General features: G+C 67.2%; 19 protein-coding genes and 1 pseudogene. 3 read left to right on the top strand and 17 right to left on the bottom strand.

All coding sequences use genetic code 11. The features are described 5' to 3' along the window. Nucleotides 1-138 precede the first annotated feature (138 nt). The 10 genes from ubiB to rlmE all read right to left on the bottom strand — a co-directional run bounded on the left by ubiB (nt 139) and on the right by rlmE (nt 9727). A complete protein-coding gene (gene ubiB, locus ACE026_RS04960) occupies nt 139-1818 on the bottom strand; it encodes a 2-polyprenylphenol 6-hydroxylase (protein WP_486038200.1) in 1680 nt (559 codons plus the stop codon). A gap of 36 nt (nt 1819-1854) precedes the next feature. Next, nucleotides 1855-2349, bottom strand: a complete 495-nt coding sequence (locus ACE026_RS04955; RefSeq protein ID WP_019183317.1) for a CinA family protein — start codon at nt 2347-2349, stop codon at nt 1855-1857. 210 nt (nt 2350-2559) lie between these two features. Then, on the bottom strand, nt 2560-3870 hold the full coding sequence (gene hflX, locus ACE026_RS04950; protein ID WP_486038199.1) for a ribosome rescue GTPase HflX: 1311 nt from the start codon (nt 3868-3870) through the stop codon (nt 2560-2562). Between the two features lie 26 nt (nt 3871-3896). After that, the gene (gene hfq, locus ACE026_RS04945; protein WP_123728913.1) at nt 3897-4178 is read right to left on the bottom strand and encodes an RNA chaperone Hfq; all 282 of its coding nucleotides are present in this window, start codon (nt 4176-4178) and stop codon (nt 3897-3899) included. Between the two features lie 107 nt (nt 4179-4285). Beyond that, a complete protein-coding gene (gene miaA / locus ACE026_RS04940; protein WP_486038198.1) occupies nt 4286-5239 on the bottom strand; it encodes a tRNA (adenosine(37)-N6)-dimethylallyltransferase MiaA in 954 nt (317 codons plus the stop codon). Continuing rightward, a complete protein-coding gene (gene folP, locus ACE026_RS04935; RefSeq protein WP_486038197.1) occupies nt 5239-6138 on the bottom strand; it encodes a dihydropteroate synthase in 900 nt (299 codons plus the stop codon). The genes miaA and folP overlap by 1 nt, the downstream gene beginning before the upstream one ends. A gap of 57 nt (nt 6139-6195) precedes the next feature. Further along, nucleotides 6196-6687, bottom strand: coding sequence for a hypothetical protein (locus tag ACE026_RS04930; protein WP_346470327.1), 492 nt, complete (start codon nt 6685-6687; stop codon nt 6196-6198). 119 nt (nt 6688-6806) lie between these two features. Further along, nucleotides 6807-6992, bottom strand: a complete 186-nt coding sequence (locus tag ACE026_RS04925; protein ID WP_019183322.1) for a hypothetical protein — start codon at nt 6990-6992, stop codon at nt 6807-6809. Nucleotides 6993-7094: 102 nt separating this feature from the next. After that, nucleotides 7095-9041, bottom strand: coding sequence for an ATP-dependent zinc metalloprotease FtsH (ftsH, locus tag ACE026_RS04920; protein ID WP_313211994.1), 1947 nt, complete (start codon nt 9039-9041; stop codon nt 7095-7097). Between the two features lie 53 nt (nt 9042-9094). Then, nucleotides 9095-9727 (bottom strand): 23S rRNA (uridine(2552)-2'-O)-methyltransferase RlmE, encoded by a 633-nt coding sequence (gene rlmE / locus ACE026_RS04915; protein ID WP_121041780.1) that lies wholly within the window; start codon nt 9725-9727, stop codon nt 9095-9097. 65 nt (nt 9728-9792) lie between these two features. Between rlmE and yhbY the strand changes: the two genes are divergently transcribed. Further along, the gene (yhbY, locus tag ACE026_RS04910; protein WP_019183325.1) at nt 9793-10098 is read left to right on the top strand and encodes a ribosome assembly RNA-binding protein YhbY; all 306 of its coding nucleotides are present in this window, start codon (nt 9793-9795) and stop codon (nt 10096-10098) included. Between the two features lie 13 nt (nt 10099-10111). After that, nucleotides 10112-10486 (top strand): Mth938-like domain-containing protein, encoded by a 375-nt coding sequence (locus tag ACE026_RS04905; protein WP_313211997.1) that lies wholly within the window; start codon nt 10112-10114, stop codon nt 10484-10486. A gap of 52 nt (nt 10487-10538) precedes the next feature. Here ACE026_RS04905 and ACE026_RS04900 read toward each other — a convergent pair whose 3' ends face one another. The 4 genes from ACE026_RS04900 to surE are packed head-to-tail and all read right to left on the bottom strand — an operon-like array spanning nt 10539 to nt 13402. Continuing rightward, on the bottom strand, nt 10539-11318 hold the full coding sequence (locus tag ACE026_RS04900; protein ID WP_486038196.1) for a peptidoglycan DD-metalloendopeptidase family protein: 780 nt from the start codon (nt 11316-11318) through the stop codon (nt 10539-10541). Then, nucleotides 11315-11929: a YqaA family protein gene (locus tag ACE026_RS04895; RefSeq protein ID WP_121041774.1), complete on the bottom strand. Its 615-nt coding sequence runs from the start codon at nt 11927-11929 to the stop codon at nt 11315-11317. Before ACE026_RS04895 ends, ACE026_RS04900 begins: the two co-directional genes overlap by 4 nt. A 19-nt stretch (nt 11930-11948) precedes the next feature. Next, entirely contained in the window at nt 11949-12626 is a 678-nt protein-coding gene (locus tag ACE026_RS04890) for a protein-L-isoaspartate(D-aspartate) O-methyltransferase (protein WP_486038195.1), read from the bottom strand. Next, on the bottom strand, nt 12623-13402 hold the full coding sequence (gene surE, locus ACE026_RS04885; protein WP_313217870.1) for a 5'/3'-nucleotidase SurE: 780 nt from the start codon (nt 13400-13402) through the stop codon (nt 12623-12625). Before surE ends, ACE026_RS04890 begins: the two co-directional genes overlap by 4 nt. 186 nt (nt 13403-13588) lie before the next feature. On the opposite strand from surE, the gene ACE026_RS04880 reads away from it, so the two are divergent. Then, on the top strand, nt 13589-14128 hold the full coding sequence (locus ACE026_RS04880; RefSeq protein WP_486038194.1) for a Smr/MutS family protein: 540 nt from the start codon (nt 13589-13591) through the stop codon (nt 14126-14128). Nucleotides 14129-14155: 27 nt separating this feature from the next. On the opposite strand, the gene truD is transcribed toward ACE026_RS04880, so the two are convergent. The 3 genes and pseudogenes from truD to ACE026_RS04865 all read right to left on the bottom strand — a co-directional run. Further along, a complete protein-coding gene (truD, locus tag ACE026_RS04875) occupies nt 14156-15199 on the bottom strand; it encodes a tRNA pseudouridine(13) synthase TruD (protein ID WP_486038193.1) in 1044 nt (347 codons plus the stop codon). Continuing rightward, a complete protein-coding gene (ispF, locus tag ACE026_RS04870; RefSeq protein ID WP_486038192.1) occupies nt 15196-15693 on the bottom strand; it encodes a 2-C-methyl-D-erythritol 2,4-cyclodiphosphate synthase in 498 nt (165 codons plus the stop codon). Before ispF ends, truD begins: the two co-directional genes overlap by 4 nt. 37 nt (nt 15694-15730) lie before the next feature. Next, a pseudogene (locus ACE026_RS04865) lies at nt 15731-16117 on the bottom strand (2-C-methyl-D-erythritol 4-phosphate cytidylyltransferase); the annotation flags it as partial.

Here is a 16117-nt window from a genome sequence, read left to right as displayed (position 1 = left end):
ATGCCTGTAGCCACCGACCGTTGGTCGGTGACCGCGCGAACCCGCGGCAATGGCGTCCGACCAACGGTTGGACCTACGCGCAATCCCCCGCTTACGCGGGAGATGCCGGGGATCCTGCGGATCCCAGCGGTAAGAACCCTACGGGTTCTTACCGCTGCGCCAGATCGAAAACAGGATCCACACGCCACAGAAGCCGGCACCGATGAAGCCGGCCACGCCGAGCGCGAGCAGCCAGCGGCTGGAGATGCCACCGACGCTGTGCATGACGATCGAGGAGCCGATGATCAGCGCGGCGGTCACGATGCCCATCACCAGCCGGTTGGCGGCGCGGTTGACCTGGTCGCCGAAGCCCTGCAGCGCGGTGGTTTCGATCTTGAGCTGGAGCCGGCCGCGGCGCGCCATCTGCAGCAGGCGGCGGACATCACGCGGCAGATCGCCGACCAGATCCATCACCCCCACCAGGCTGCGCTTGCCGCGCTTGAGCATCGCGCCAGGCGAGTAGCGCTGCCACATCACCCGCTCCAGATACGGGCGCGCGGCGCTGGCCATATCGAACTGCGGGTCCAGCTGGCGACCCATGCCTTCCAGGGTGAGGAAGGTCTTGATCATCAGCGCCAGATCGGCCGGCAGGGTCAGCGCGTACTGGCGCAGCAGCTGGGTGATGTTGCCCAGCATCAGGCCCATGTGCAGGTCCTTCAGGGGCACCCCGCGGTACTGGTCCACGAAGGTGCTGATGTCCTGCTGTAGGCGCGACTCGTCCACCTCCACGCCACCGGCCCAGTCCAGCAGCACGTCGGCCACCTGCTCCGGCTCCTGGGTGACCAGGCCATGCAGGAGCTGTGCGACCTGGAAGCGGCGCTGCTCGGAGATCGCCCCGCCCATGCCGAAATCGATCACGCCGATGCGGCCGTCACGCAGGTAGATGATGTTGCCCGGGTGCGGATCGGCGTGGAAACAACCATCCTCCAGCACCATCTTGAGCACGATGCGCGCGCCGGTACGGGCCAGCTGCACGCGGTCCAGGCCAGCCGCATCGACACCGGCCAGATCGCGACCGGGAATGCCGTCGACGAAGTCCTGCACGTTGAGGCTTTCGCACGTCCACTGCCAGTGCACGCTGGGGATCAGGATGTCGTCGCGGCCCTGGAAGTTGCGCGCGATGCGCTCGGCATTGCGGCATTCGGCGGCAAAATCCAGCTCGCGGCGCAGCGACACCTGGAACTGCTGCACCACCTCGGCCGGGCGATACCGCTGCAGATCGGGCAGGCGCGCCTCCACGATCTCGGCCAGCCGCGCCAGCAGGCGCAGGTCGGCTTCGATCACCTCGCGGATGCCCGGACGACGGATCTTCAGCACCACGGCGGTGCCGTCATGCAGCGTGGCGCGATGCGCCTGTGCCAGCGAGGCGGCGGCCATCGGCGTTTCATCGAGCCACGCGAACACCTCGGTGGCCGGCGCGCCGAGATCGCGTTCGAGCTGCTCACGCACCTGCGCGTACGGCAGCGCGGGCACGGCGTTCTGCAGTTCGGAGAATTCGGCGATCCAATCCGGCGGGAACAGATCCACACGGGTGGCCAGCACCTGGCCCAGTTTGACGAAGGTGGGGCCCAGATCTTCCATCGCGCGGCGCACGCGCACCGGCGCGGTCATCCGCAGCATCTGCTGGGTATCGTTCCAGTGCAGCAGGCGGCCAGCGCGTTCGAGCACATCGGCCAGGCCGATGCGGCGCACGAGGTCGCCGAAGCCATAGCGGATCAGGACCGACGCGATTTCCTGCAATCGCCCCAGGTCACGCACGGTACCCAGCGTTTCCCACATCGGCCCACTCTCCTGTCAGCACACCCGGTCAGGATGTCACAACAGCGGGAAGATTCCCGTCAGCGCCTGCTGCACGGTCTGCCGCCGTATGGCTTCGCGGTCGCCGTCAAACTGGAACAGCTGGGCACGCGCATAGCCGCCACGGCCCTTCCAGCCGATCCACACGCTGCCCACCGGCTTGTCCTCGCTGCCACCGCCCGGCCCGGCAATGCCGGTCACCGCCACGGCGATGCCGGCGCCGGAATTGATCAGCGCACCGGAGACCATTTCCAGCACGGTCTCGCGGCTGACCGCACCGAACTGTTCCAGCGTCTGCGCACGCACGCCGAGCAGGCGTTGTTTGGCTTCGTAGCTGTAGACCACCATGCCGCAATCGAAGAACGCCGAGGAGCCGGCGATATCCGTCATCGCCTTGGCGATCCAGCCGCCACTGCAGCTTTCGGCAGTCACCAGCTGCAGCGAGGCCTGCTGCAGGCGCTGGCCCACGTCACTGGCAAGGGCGCCCAGCTCGGCGTCGGAAGGAACGGTCATGGGGAATCCTGGATCAACGGGGGGACGAACGCCCCCTGTTTTAGCCGAAATCGTGGGTGATGTCGTGTGTTGCCGGGTGCGACAAAGGGTCGCTCACCCTCAGGAACATGGGAGCCGGCCAGCGGCCGGCACTACCATGCGCGAAGCCTCGCCCAGTCTCGAAGCCCCGCCGGGACCATCATGGGCGCCGGCCAGTGGCCGGCACACCCCTCACCACTCCGGAAGCTTCTCCGGGAGCATCGCGCGGATCGGTTCGCCACCCTCGCCAGCCGCCAGCTTTTCGGCCTCGGCGATCGGGATCTCGACCTGCAGCAGCCAACCGTCTTCATCGGTGGCTTCGCTGCGCACGACTTCCAGCTGATGCAGGCGCGAACGCAGGCGGCCAGCACTCGGCGGCAACCGAAGCTCGCCACTGATGTGCTGCAGGCCCAGGCGCTTGCCCAGCACGGACTGCAGCAGCGGCAGGCCAACGTTGTCGCGGGCGGAAATCCAGACCCGCTCGCGGCGCGCGTTGTCGGGGATGCCATCCTGAGCATCGTGACGCACTTCGGCGCCGTCGATCCGATCGATCTTGTTGAATACCAGCAGCTGCGGCAAATCGCCCGCGCCGATGGCGGTCAGCACTTCATCCACCTGTGCGATGCGTTCCTCACGGTGCGGATCGGCCGCATCGACGAGGTGCAGCAGGAAGTCCGCCTCGCGGGCTTCGGACAAGGTGGACCGGAACGCGGCCACCAGATCGTGTGGCAGGTCGCGGACGAAGCCGACGGTATCGGCAAGCACCACGCTGCCGCCTGGCAGCGCAATGCGGCGCACGGTCGGGTCCAGCGTCGCGAACAACTGGTCCGCGGCAAAGGCCTCGGCGCCAGTCAAGGCGTTGAACAGGGTCGACTTGCCGGCATTGGTGTAGCCCACCAGCGCCACGCGCGGCAGCTCGCTGCGCAGGCGGGCGCGACGCATCTGGGTGCGCTGCACTTCCACCTTTTCCAGCTTCTTCTGCAACTGCTCCACGCGCTTCTGCAGCAGGCGGCGATCGGTTTCCAGCTGGGTTTCACCCGGGCCGCGCAGGCCGATGGAACCGCCGCGCTGGCGCTCCAGATGGGTCCAGCCGCGGATCAGCCGCGTGGACATGTGGCGCAGCTGCGCCAGTTCCACCTGCAGCTTGCCTTCGTGGCTGCGCGCACGCTGGGCGAAGATATCCAGGATCAGCCCGGTACGGTCGATCACGCGCCGCTCCAGGAACCGCTCCAGGTTGCGCTCCTGCCCCGGCGACAGCGCATGGTTGACCAGGATCAGGTCGGCGCCGGTAGCATCGGCCGCGGCCTTGACCTCGTCCAGCTTGCCGCTGCCGATCAGGATCGACGGATTGGGCCGATCAATGCGCGCGGTCAGCGTGGCCGCGATGCTGGCCCCGGCGGAGCGGGCCAGATCGGTGAACTCTTCAAGCACGTCATCTTCGAGCCGGCCGGCATGCGGCTGGATCAGGAGTGCGTGTTCGCCTCGCTTGGAACGGTCAAACACGCAGTTCTCCAGAATTCTTCACGCGATCACTCAACGTCGTCATCACCTTGGACGCCATCGGCGCCATCGTTGGATTGCACATAGCCACCACCGGGCCCGACTTTCACGTTGCGTGCCGGCACCACGGTCGAGATGGCGTGCTTGTACACCATCTGGCTCACCGTATTGCGCAGCAGCACCACGAACTGGTCGAACGATTCAATCGTTCCCTGCAGCTTGATGCCATTGACCAGATACACCGACACCGGCACGCGTTCGCGCCGAAGTGCATTCAGAAACGGATCCTGCAGCGATTGCCCCTTGGACATTGCACACTCCTGATTATTGTTTTTATGGTCTTCCGGCAGTTGCCACGGCCCCCGCCGCCCGCCGGAACCCTTGATGGTACACGGGGTGGGTGCGTGAAGGCGTGGACTCAGCGTGCGACGAAGGTCGACACCGCATCCGCCAGGGAAGCCCTGTCTAGATGGGGATCGAACCAGCGCGCATCAAGCTCCCCGCGCAGCCAGGTCAGCTGGCGCTTGGCGAGCTGACGGGTGGCCTGGATGCCGCGCTCACGGAAGGCCTCGGCCGTGCCCTGCCCGTCCAGATACTCCCAGGCCTGCCGGTAACCCACCGCCCGCACGGCCGGCAGATCCAGCGGCGCGGCCACCTCGGCCATCGCCGGCAGGGCCCGCAGTGCGCGGACTTCGTCCAGGAAGCCGTGATCCAGCATTGCGTCGAAACGGGTTTCAATGCGCTGGTGCAGCACCTTGCGCTCGCGCGGAGCGAGGATCAGTTTGAGCGCCCGGACCGGCAGCCGGTCCACGCCGGGCAGCTTCTGCCATTCGCTGATCGGGGTGCCGGTCAGCCGATGGACTTCCAGCGCCCGCTGGATGCGCTGCGGGTCGGTGGCATGAATACGCTTTGCCGCTGCCGGATCAACACTGGCCAGTTGGGCATGCATCGCCGCCCAGCCCTGCTCGGCCGCCTCGACCGCGATCTGCGCGCGCACCGCCGGATCGGCTTCGGGCATTGGCGACAGGCCCTGCAGCAGGGCGCGGAAATACAGCCCGGTGCCACCGGCCAGAATCGGCATGCGCCCGCGCGCGATGATGTCGCGGACGGCCCGCGCCGCGTCGCTGGCGAACTCCGCCGCCGAATAGGTCTGCCACGGGTCGCGCACATCGAGCAGATGGTGCGGCGCCTGCGCGCGCTCGGCCGCATCGGGCTTGGCCGAGCCGATATCCAGCCCGCGGTAGACCAGGGCCGAATCGACGCTGACGATTTCGCCGTCGAGCTGCTGGGCCAGCGCGATCGCCGTGGCGGTCTTGCCCGAGGCGGTCGGGCCCATCACCGCGATCGCCAGCGGCCGCTGATCGACGGCCATCAGTCCTCGTCCGGCCAGCGCGGCATCGCCGGGGCGGCCGACACCCGCAGCATCGGCACGGCATCGCCCGCTGCCCATATTTTCAGTGCATCCACCGTAGCGGCGACATCGTGCACGCGCAGCAGCATCGCGCCACGCTGGGCGGCGATCAGGTGCGCGGCGACCGAACCGGCCACGCGGTCACGCGGCTGCTCACGACCGGTCAGTTCGCCGATGCTGCGCTTGCGCGACAGGCCGGCCAGCATCGGCACACCCAGCTCGAGGAAGCGGTCCGAGCGTGCGAGCAGGATCATGTTGTGTTCGGTGGTCTTGCCGAAACCGAAGCCCAGATCGATGATCAGGTGCTTCTTGGCGACGCCGGCCATCTCGGCCTGGAACATGCGCTCGGTCAGGAAGCGATGCACCTCGGCGACCACGTCATCGTAGTGCGGGGTGTCCTGCATGCTGCCGGGCTCGCCCTGCATGTGCATCAGCACCACCGGCACGCCGAGTTCGGCGGCGACGTCCAGCGCACCGGGCTGGCGCAACGCATGGATGTCATTGATCAGGCCGGCACCGGCCGCGACCGCAGCGCGCATCACCTCGGGCTTGAAGGTGTCGATGCTGATCGGCACGGTGGTTTCACGTGCCAGCCGCTCGATCACCGGGATGACCCGGCGCAGTTCTTCATCCAGCGGCACCGGCGCACTGCCAGGCCGGGTCGACTCGCCGCCGATGTCGAGCAGGTCCGCGCCCTCGGCTACCAGCTGCAGGCCGTGCGCGACCGCAGCTTCCATGCTGTCGTGGTCACCGCCGTCGGAGAACGAATCCGGGGTGACGTTGACGATGCCCATGACCCGCGGGCGATCCAGCCGCAGCAGGCGGCCGCCGCAATCGAGCTGGGGGGAGATATCGAACATGGGCAGATCCACGAAGTACGCCAGCGCGTAGTTTACGCTGGCGCACCGGAGCGGCCGTCAGAGGTCGCCGAGGCGGGCCCCATCGACCGGCTTGGCCAGCCAGATCGCCAGATCGTTGCCGATCGCATTGACGGTGCGTTCAAGCACGTCGCAGGAGCCCTTGAAGCCGGCAAACGCGCCACCGCGCGACACGCGGCGTGCGGTGACCGTGGCCACCTGCTGGCCGTTCTCGAACAGCACGCCGCGCACGGCGGCCGACTTGAAGTGGCCGGTGAACGCATTGCCTGCGCTCTGCGCCTCCACCAGCTCCAGCTTCAACGCGTGCCCGCTGCCGGTGTTCACCGGATCACTGCTGAAGACGATGGTGTTGCCATGCGCCGGGGCATTCTTGCCCAGCGCGGTCGCCAGCTGCGCACCCATCCGGCACTCGGCCTTGATGTTCTCGGCGATGATCGCCGACTCGTTGAACGGCACCGGATCCTGCACGTGGATCTCGGCCGCCATGACCGGCGTGGCACAGCACAGCAGCGCAGCAACGGCTGCGCGCATCGAATGACGCATGAAAGTCCCCCTGGAAAGTGTGGCGGCCGATCCCCCGGCCATGCCCGGCCGCAGCATGCGGCGCGGGCACGCGCATCGTGCCCACTGCCGGCCGCGCGCGCAAGCACTCAGCGCTGGCGGCGCTTGCGCTCCACGTAGACGGTCTTGGCGATACTCATCAGCACGCCGACCGCGATGCCGATGCCGGCGCCGAGCAGGAAGTTGTCGCGGGTCAGGCCGATGGCCACGCCAATGATCGTGGCGATCACCATTTCAGTGGTGTGCGAGATCGGCTGCGGCGGGGGTGCGGACATGACGGCTCCAGAACGGGTACGAAAACGGACCGTCATTATGACCTGCCCGAAACGACGAAGGCCGGGTTTCCCCGGCCTTCGTCACTTACGTGGGCAACACCCTCAGATCTGCTCGGCAGGACCGGCGATCGGCGACACGGGACGGGCATCGCCCCCCTTGTCGTTGTTGTTGCCGCCATCCTTGTTGCTGGCGGACTTGTCCCAACCCATCGGCGGCGGCGGATCACGGCCTTCCATCACGGCATTGATCTGCGGCGCATCGATGGTCTCGTACTGCAGCAGCAGCTGGGACATCGTGTGCAGCTTGTCGAGATTGGCCGTCAGCAGCTCGGTGGTACGGGCGTACGCCTTGTCCAGGATGCTGCGGACCACTTCGTCGATGCGGCGCGCGGTGTCATCCGACACGCTCTTGTGCTGCGTCACCGAACGGCCGAGGAACACTTCATCGTCCTCTTCACCGTAGGCGATCGGGCCGAGCTCGTCGGACAGGCCCCACTTGGTGACCATGTTGCGGGCCATCTTGGTGGCGCGCTCGATGTCGTTGGAGGCGCCGGTGGTGACCTTGTCGGTGCCGAAGATCAGCTCTTCGGCAACACGGCCACCGTACAGCGAGCACAGCTGCGATTCGATCGCCACCCGGTTCATCGAGTACTTGTCGCCTTCCGGCAGGTACATCGTCACGCCCAGCGCACGGCCGCGCGGAATGATGGTGACCTTGTAGACCGGATCGTGCTCGGGCACCAGGCGGCCGACGATGGCGTGGCCGGCTTCGTGATACGCGGTGAGCGTCTTTTCTTCTTCGCTCATCGCCATCGAACGGCGTTCGGCACCCATCAGGATCTTGTCGCGGGCACGATCGAAGTGGTCCATGCGGACTTCCTTCTCACCGCCGCGCGCGGCGAACAGTGCTGCTTCGTTGGCCAGGTTGGCCAGGTCCGCACCGGAGAAGCCCGGGGTACCGCGCGCGATCACCATCGGCTCGACATCGTCGGCCAGCGGCAGCTTGCGCATATGCACCTTGAGGATCTGCTCACGGCCCTTGACGTCCGGCAGGCCGACCACGACCTGGCGGTCGAAACGGCCCGGGCGCAGCAGCGCCGGATCCAGCACGTCGGGACGGTTGGTGGCGGCGATGACGATCACGCCCTCGCCTCCCTCGAAGCCGTCCATTTCGACCAGCAGCTGGTTCAGGGTCTGCTCGCGCTCGTCGTGACCGCCGCCCAGACCGGCACCACGGTGACGACCGACAGCGTCGATTTCATCGATGAAGATGATGCACGGTGCCTGCTTCTTGGCCTGCTCGAACATGTCGCGCACGCGGCTGGCGCCGACGCCGACGAACATTTCCACGAAGTCCGAACCGGAGATCGAGAAGAACGGCACCTTGGCCTCGCCAGCAATGGCACGGGCCAGCAGCGTCTTGCCGGTACCCGGCGGACCCACCATCAGCACGCCGCGCGGAATCTTGCCGCCCAGCTTGGTGAACTTGGTGGGGTCGCGCAGGAAGTCGACCAGTTCGCCGACTTCTTCCTTGGCCTCGTCGCACCCGGCAACGTCGGCGAAGGTGACCTTGATCTGGTCCTCGCCCTGCAGCTTGGCCCGCGACTTGCCGAAGGACATCGCGCCCTTGGCGCCGCCGCCGCCACCCTGCATCTGGCGCATGATGAAGATCCAGAAGCCGATGATCAGGATCACCGGGAGGAAGTTCATCAGGATCGCGCCCAGCGAGATGCCGCTGGAGGGCTCCTCCTGGACGATTTCCACGTTCTTGCCGCGCAGCACGTTGATCAGGTCGCGATCGAACGGGGCGGTGATGGTGGCCGACTGGCCGCCACGGGTGGTGTAGGAAATCTGATTGGTGCCGCCACGCATGTCACCGCTGAAGGTCACCTTCTGGACATTGCCGCTGTCCACCTGGTCCAGGAACTGCGAGTACGTCGCGCCCTGTGCGCCGGCTCCGCTGCTCTTCGGCGAGAAGCTCTGGAAGACCACCATCAGCACGACGGCGACGACCACCCATAGCAGGAGGTTCTTGGTCAAGTCGTTCATCCTCATTGGCTCCGGTGTTCCTCTAATTCCTGACGCGATTCGTATGGTTGAGCTTACTTGATCTGCGCGCGTTTTCCCTGCCCCAAGGCGTACACCTCGGGCGAGCGCTTCCGGGAGGCTTCAGGCTTGCGGATCACTACTTTGTCGTACCGGCGGCGCATTTCGCGCACGTAGTCGTCAAAGCCCACGCCCTGGAACAGCTTGATCAGGAACGCGCCACCGGGCTTGAGATGGTTGTCGGCAAAATCCAACGCCAACTCCGCCAGGTGCATCATCCGCGGTTGGTCCACCGCATCCATTCCACTCTTATTGGGGGCCATATCCGAGAGCACAAGGTCTACCGGCTGATCCCCCAGCATGGCTTCGAACTCCGATAGGACGGCTTGCTCCCTGAAGTCACCGTGAAGGAACTCCACGCCGGCCAGCGGCGGCATCTCCAGGATGTCCAGGGCCAGCACCCGGCCGGTGTCGCCGATCTGGCGGCGGACCTGCTGGGACCAGCCACCCGGGGCGGCGCCCAGATCGACCACGACCATGTGCGGCTTCAGCAGCCGATCGCGCTGCAGCAACTCCTCCAGCTTGTAGGCCGCGCGCGAGCGCATGCCCTCGGCCTGGGCCTTCTTCACGAAGGGGTCGGCGAAGTGCTCTTTCAACCAGCGTTGACTGCTTTTGCTACGGGTTGCCATTGAGATGCGGGTCGGATGGGGAGGTCATGATACCCTGATCGCCCCAGTTAACCGCTTGTTCCTGAATGGCTATCGCCCTGACTTCTTCCCAAACCCGTTTCCTCCGCGGCCACGCGCATGATCTGAAAGCCCTGCTCCAGATCGGCGGCAAGGGGGTGACACCGGCCTTCCTGGCTGAACTGGAAGAGGTGCTGGAGCGCCACGAGCTGATCAAGGTCAAGGTTGCCGCCGAAGACCGCGAGGCCCGTGACGCCCTCATCGCCGAGCTGGTCAGTGCCAGCGAAAGCGCGCTGGTGCAGCGTATCGGCCACGTGGCCGTGCTGTACCGCCCGAGCAAGGAACAGCGCCAGATCGTCCTGCCGCGCGGCTGATCCCGGAACGCCCATGCAGCTGAGCCACGAAATCCCCGACTACGCCTACGCCCTGCGTGCCGCCGATGGCCGCAGCGCGAAAGTGAATGACCGGACCCTGGCCGCCAGTTTCATCCTGGCTCCGGACACGCTGATCGAAGCCTGGCCGGTGGCCGATATCGCCCAGCTGACCCCGGAAGACCTGCAGCCGGTGCTGGCGCTGAACCCCGCGCTGGTGGTGCTGGGCACGGGCGATACCCAGGTGTTCCCGCCGGCCGCGGTCATGGCCGCGTGCCTGACCCGTGGGATCGGCCTGGAAGTGATGAACAACCCGGCGGCGGCGCGGACCTTCAACATCCTCGCCAGCGAGGGCCGCAAGGTGGCCGCGGCGTTCATCCTGACGGGGTGAGACAGGGATTTCCGTTCAGAAAAGGCCGCCCTTGAGGCGGCCTTTTTCGTTCTTACTTCGGCGGCAGGTACAGCAGCGGATCGACCGGCTTGCCGTTGTAGCGGATCTCGAAGTGCAGCATGTCGCGTGCGGCGCCGGTGCGGCCCATCTCCGCGATCTGCTCGCCGGCCTTCACGCTCTGGCCTTCGTTGACCAGGCGCTTGCGGTTGTGGCCATACGCCGACAACCACTGATCGCTGTGCTTGATGATGATCAGCTCACCGAAACCGACCAGGCCGGCACCGGAGTACACCACCACGCCGGCGGCCGTCGCGCGGACCGGCTGGCCACTGGTGCCGGCAATGTCCACGCCCTGCTTGGTCGCTTCACCGGCGACGAAGCGCCCGACGATCGCGCCATCGGCCGGCCAGCGCCAGCTGATGTTGCTCTTGATCGCCGTGGTCGGCGACGTGGTTGCGGCCGGCGCGGTGCTGCCCGGCCGCGGCGCGGTGACCACGGTGGTCGGCGCGCGGGCCGGACTGCCACCACTGCCGCCCGGGAACAGGCGCAGCGACTGGCCCGGATAGATCGTGTACGGCTCGGCCAACCCGTTCCAGGCGGCCAGATCGCGCGGGGTGATGTTGTGGATGCGGGCCAGCGCATACAGCGTATCGCCACGGCGGACGACGGCGGTCTGGCCGGGTTTGGCCACCGAGCTCTGCGGCGTGCTGTGGGCCACACCGCCCGAGCCCGAGGGCCGCACCACGGTGGCGGTGCCACAGGCGCTCAGCGCCGACACCACCAACAGCAGCGCGCCGGTGCGCACTCCCTTGCTCAAACGATCAGCACTCATGCGAACTTCGCTCTCCATACAAGCCAGGCCACCAGCACGACCACCAGCGCGGTCGCGATCCAGCCCAGCGGTTCAATCCAACGGCGCAGCGCAGCTTCCGCGCGCGGCCCGCCAATACGAATGACCGCCGCCAGCACGTACACGCGCTTGCCACGGCCGATCAACATGCTCAGGAAATACTGCGGCAACGGCACGCCGACGATACCCGATGCCCATGTGAAGACCTTCATCGGGATCGGCATGAAGCCGCCCAGCACCAGGAAGGTGAATACCGCCCAGGGCGACTCGGCCATCTTGGCCTGCACGATGGCGATGCCACCTTCGATGCTGGTCAACATGCCCAGCGCGGCGAACACCGGCTTGAGCGCTTCGAAGGCGAAGTGGCCCAGCGCATAGCCAACCAGCGCACCGGCCATTGAGCCGGCCAGGCTGAGCGTGGCGAACCACCAGCCGCGCTTGGGCTGGGCCACGCACATCGGGGCGAGCATCACCTCGGGCATCACCGGGAAGATGATCGCCTCGATGAAGCTCAACACGGTGAGATAGGTCGGGGCGCGCTCGTGCGCGGCCCACTTCATTGCCCGCTCGTACAGCGGACCAAAAATCTTCATGACGCAACGCTCCTTGGAATCAATCCAGCATGCCAGACAGCAGCGGTACGAACGTGACCGGTGCCAGTACCTGCTGTTCAACACTGCCGTCATCGCGACGGGTCAACTGGATCAGCGACTGCGCACCCGGGCCGCCGACCGGCGCGACCAGGCGGCCACCCACGGCGAGCTGTTCAACCAGCGCGTCCACCAGCGCCGGCGCGGCCGCGGTCACCACGATCGCATCGTAAGGACCGTGCTCGGCCCAGCCGATGCGGCCATCGTCGTGTTTGCTGCGGATGTTCATGCCCAGCGCACGGAAGCGCTTGCGCGCCTGGCGCAGCAGATCACCGATACGCTCGACCGTGTACACCTCCAGCCCGATCGCGCCCAGCACGGCGGCCTGGTAGCCCGAGCCGGTACCGACTTCCAGCACCTTCTTCGGCGCGGCCTGCAGCACCGCTTCGGTCATGCGCGCGACCACCCAGGGCTGGGAAATGGTCTGCCCGTGCCCGATCGGCAGCGCGGTGTCTTCGTAGGCACGCGAGGCCAGTGCTTCATCGATGAACAGATGGCGCGGCACCACGCGGATCGCATTGAGGGTGGCTTCGTCGGTGATGCCGGCATCGCGCAGGCGATCCACCAGACGATCGCGGACCCGCTGCGAGGTCATGCCGATGCCGACGGCTTCGGGCTGCAGGCGCAAACGCGGGGTCATGCCGGCCGGTCCAGCGCGTCGGTCAGCCCGGCAACCCAGCTGGCCACTTTCTCCAATGCCTGATAACGGGTGAGGTCGACCTGGATCGGGGTGATCGAGATGTAGCCGTTGCGCACGGCATGGAAATCCGTGCCGGGGCCCGAATCCTGCTCGCGCCCGGCCGGGCCGATCCAGAACACCTCATTGCCGCGCGGATCGCGCTGGGCAATGCAGCCTTCGGCGCGGTGGCGGTTGCCCAGGCGGGTCACTTCGAACCCACGGACCTCGCTCCACGGCAGGTCCGGCACGTTGACGTTGAGGATGGTGTCGGCGGGCAGCGGGTCGGCCTTGAGCCGGGTGACGATCTCGACCGCGGCGCGGGCGGCGGTGTCGAAGTTGCGCGGCTCGTGGTTGTGCGTGACCAGCGACATCGCCACTGCGGGCAGGCCGAGGAAGCGCCCCTCCATCGCCGCCGAGACGGTACCGGAGTAGATGACGTCGTCGCCGAGATTGGCGGCGTTGTTGATACCCGATACCACCATGTCCGGCTCGTACTCGAGCATGCCGGTCAGGGCCAGATGCACGCAGTCGGTCGGGGTGCCGGCCACCGAGCAGGTGTAGTGGTCGATGCGCTTCATGCGGATCGGCAGGTCCAGGGTCAGCGAATTGCTGGCACCGGAGCGATCACGATCCGGCGCGACCACGGTCACTTCATGACCGGCGTCACGTAAAACCGTGGCGAGCATCTTGATGCCCGGTGCATCGACACCGTCATCGTTGCTGACCAGAATCCGCATCTGCGATTTAACCGCTTGATTTTTCAAGACTTCGATTCCATCACTTCCCACTGTTGGCGGCGGTGGCCGTGCCCCTTCCGGAGCATGACGACCGCGCAAGTGCGTCAGCTATTGTGCCGCAAGCGGACAGATCGTCCTACCCCGATAACGGTAGGCATCGCCCTCCCCGACCATTAGGCTGTACGCATGTCACATCCTGAAGACGAAGATCCCGCTGCGTTGTTCCGCGCCGCCATCGGCGAGGTCCAACCGCTGCGCAAGGTGGTCACGCCGCCGCCGGCCGCGCCACGGCCGAAACCGCGCGCGCGGATGGCCGAGCAGGATGAACAGGACGCACGCGGTGAATTCGCCCGGCTGCTGCGCGACAGCAGCCCCCTGGAGGCTGGCGATACGGCCAGCTACCGGCGCGAGAATCTGCCGCCGCGGATGTTCCAGCGGCTCAAGCGCGGCCAGTACTCCGTGCAGGACGAACTGGACCTGCATGGTGCGACCGTGGCCCAGGCCGAGGCGCTGGTGCGGCAGTTCCTGGTGGAAGCGCATGCCCATGAGTACGGCTGCGTGCGCATCATCCACGGCAAGGGGCTGCAATCCGATGGCGGCGCGCCGGTGTTGAAGAATCTGGTCGATCGGCTGCTGCGCCTGCGCAACGATGTGCTGGCATTTCATTCCGCGCCCGCCGGCCAAGGCGGGACGGGCGCGGTGCTGGTGCTGCTGGCAAACCGGTAGCCACCCGCACACCCGCATGGCGTGGATCTAGGCCTCCGGTGTGGCCTGGCTCGCGTCGTCCACCGGACCCAGCTCGTGCAGCACCGCGGTGGCATAGCAGCCCGGCGGCAGCGCGAAGCTCAGTTCCAGCACGTCCGCGGCCAGCCACTGATGCTGCAGCATGGCCGGGCGCAGGCGCAGCGCGCGGCGCTCCTGCTTCAGGCGGGCGCCTTCCAGGCCGGCGCGCAGCGCGAGCGATTGCTCGTCCGCGACCGCGCCCAGCTCCAGTTCGGCGGCGGCGCCGGTGCTGCGCAGCTCACCTTCGCCCCACAACGGGCCGCTGGGATGGATGTCGAAGCGACCAAGGCGATCGGCCAGCAGATCCGTCCACGGCTCCGGGCCGAAGACACTGCGGCTGCCATCCAGCATCCAGACTTCGCCCTCCAGCGGCGTGTCCCAGTTGCCCTGCTCCACGCGCGCCGCCAGCACCTGGTTGAACAGTGCCGAGCGCGCGGCCGAGAGCAGCAGCGAGCGCTGATCGGGCCGCATGCGGCGGCCACCGAACATCGCCAGCGCGGCCGGCACGTTGCCGCCGTCGCGGCCGAAGCGCTGTTCACCGAACCAGTTCGGCAGGCCGCGCGAGGCGATATGGGACAGGCGCTCTTCGATGGCCGCGGCATCGCCGCGCACATCGCGAAGCACCAGCTTGAAGCGGTTGCCAGCCAGAGCGCCGCGCTGCAGCTTGCGGTTGTGCCAGGTCGACTCGACCACCTCGATCTCGTCCGAGGCCAGCAGCGCCGGATCCGGCGCCACGCGCTTGGGCAGGTGCACGCTGAAGCGCTGCGTGGTGACCGCGTGGCGATCCTTCATGCCCGCGTAGCTGACCGCCATGTCCGGCAGGCCAGCCCACTTGGCCAGCACCTTGGCCACGTGCACGGTGTTCGCCCCGCGCTTGCGGATCGTCAGCAGCAGGTGCTCGCCCTCACCGCTCGGCTCGAACGCCGGCAGTTCGTCCACCTGGAAATCCTCGGGCGTGGTGCGGATCTTCGCGCTGAGCAGCGGCGCGCCGAACGCCAGCGGCAACGGGATCACAGCGCCACCAACAGCACGCTGGCCTGGGCGGCGATGCCCTCGCTGCGGCCGGTGAAGCCCAGCTTCTCCGACGTGGTGGCCTTCACGCTCACGCAGTCCAGCGCGACGCCCAGCACCGTGGCGATGCGCTCGCGCATGGCCAGCGCATGCGGACCGACCTTGGGCCGCTCGCAGATCACGGTGATATCGGTGTTGCCCACCTGCCAGCCGCGCTCGCGCAGCAGCCCGTTGCAATGATCCAGCAGGTGCGCGCTGTCCGCGCCTTTCCAGCGCATGTCAGTCGGCGGGAAATGCACGCCGATATCGCCCAGTGCCAGCGCACCGAGCATGGCATCGCACAGGGCGTGCAGGATCACGTCGCCATCGCTGTGCGCGAGCACGCCGCAGCTGTGCGCGACGCGGATGCCGCCGAGCATGATGTGATCGCCCTCGCCAAAGGCATGGACGTCGTAGCCCTGTCCGATGCGGAAGGGAGGAAACTGGGGCGTGGTCATTGCAAGAACCTGCGGTTGGGTGTGGCGCGTGCGGACGTCAGCGTTCGCGACGCGACAACACGAATTCGAAACGGGACAGGTCAGCCGGCGTGGTGACCTTGAAGTTGTCTTCGCTGCCTTCCACCAGCAGCGGGCGCAGCCCCTGGCGTTCCATGGCCATGGCTTCGTCAGTGACCTCCACGCCGGCATCGGCCGCCTCCTGCAGCGCGCGCGCCAACTGGTGGCGGCGGAACAGCTGCGGGGTCAGCGCACGCCACAGCCGTTCGCGCGGCTCGGTGGCATCGATACCGCCGTCATCGCCGGCACGCTTGAGCGTGTCGCGCACGGGCGCGGCCAGGATCGCGCCGACCGGGTCGGCACGGCCGACTTCCAGCAGGCGACCGAGATCGGCAGCGGCCAGGTTCGGGGGCGCGGCGTCGTGCAC

Source organism: Stenotrophomonas sp. AGC87, from assembly GCF_057333975.1.
Note: the sequence above shows the minus strand (reverse complement) of the source record. Positions and strands in the feature narration are given on the sequence as shown.

Coding starts and splice junctions, on each gene's coding strand:
- ACE026_RS04955 (WP_019183317.1), bottom strand. CDS start 2,349: ATGACCGTTCCTTCCGACGCCGAGCTGGGCGCCCTTGCCAGTGACGTG.
- ACE026_RS04930 (WP_346470327.1), bottom strand. CDS start 6,687: ATGCGCGCAGCCGTTGCTGCGCTGCTGTGCTGTGCCACGCCGGTCATG.
- ftsH (WP_313211994.1), bottom strand. CDS start 9,041: ATGAACGACTTGACCAAGAACCTCCTGCTATGGGTGGTCGTCGCCGTC.
- folP (WP_486038197.1), bottom strand. CDS start 6,138: ATGTTCGATATCTCCCCCCAGCTCGATTGCGGCGGCCGCCTGCTGCGG.
- ACE026_RS04895 (WP_121041774.1), bottom strand. CDS start 11,929: ATGAAGATTTTTGGTCCGCTGTACGAGCGGGCAATGAAGTGGGCCGCG.
- ACE026_RS04890 (WP_486038195.1), bottom strand. CDS start 12,626: ATGACCCCGCGTTTGCGCCTGCAGCCCGAAGCCGTCGGCATCGGCATG.
- ACE026_RS04905 (WP_313211997.1), top strand. CDS start 10,112: ATGCAGCTGAGCCACGAAATCCCCGACTACGCCTACGCCCTGCGTGCC.
- yhbY (WP_019183325.1), top strand. CDS start 9,793: ATGGCTATCGCCCTGACTTCTTCCCAAACCCGTTTCCTCCGCGGCCAC.
- ACE026_RS04925 (WP_019183322.1), bottom strand. CDS start 6,992: ATGTCCGCACCCCCGCCGCAGCCGATCTCGCACACCACTGAAATGGTG.
- rlmE (WP_121041780.1), bottom strand. CDS start 9,727: ATGGCAACCCGTAGCAAAAGCAGTCAACGCTGGTTGAAAGAGCACTTC.
- ACE026_RS04900 (WP_486038196.1), bottom strand. CDS start 11,318: ATGAGTGCTGATCGTTTGAGCAAGGGAGTGCGCACCGGCGCGCTGCTG.
- ACE026_RS04880 (WP_486038194.1), top strand. CDS start 13,589: ATGTCACATCCTGAAGACGAAGATCCCGCTGCGTTGTTCCGCGCCGCC.
- miaA (WP_486038198.1), bottom strand. CDS start 5,239: ATGGCCGTCGATCAGCGGCCGCTGGCGATCGCGGTGATGGGCCCGACC.
- ubiB (WP_486038200.1), bottom strand. CDS start 1,818: ATGTGGGAAACGCTGGGTACCGTGCGTGACCTGGGGCGATTGCAGGAA.
- ispF (WP_486038192.1), bottom strand. CDS start 15,693: ATGACCACGCCCCAGTTTCCTCCCTTCCGCATCGGACAGGGCTACGAC.
- hfq (WP_123728913.1), bottom strand. CDS start 4,178: ATGTCCAAGGGGCAATCGCTGCAGGATCCGTTTCTGAATGCACTTCGG.
- surE (WP_313217870.1), bottom strand. CDS start 13,402: ATGCGGATTCTGGTCAGCAACGATGACGGTGTCGATGCACCGGGCATC.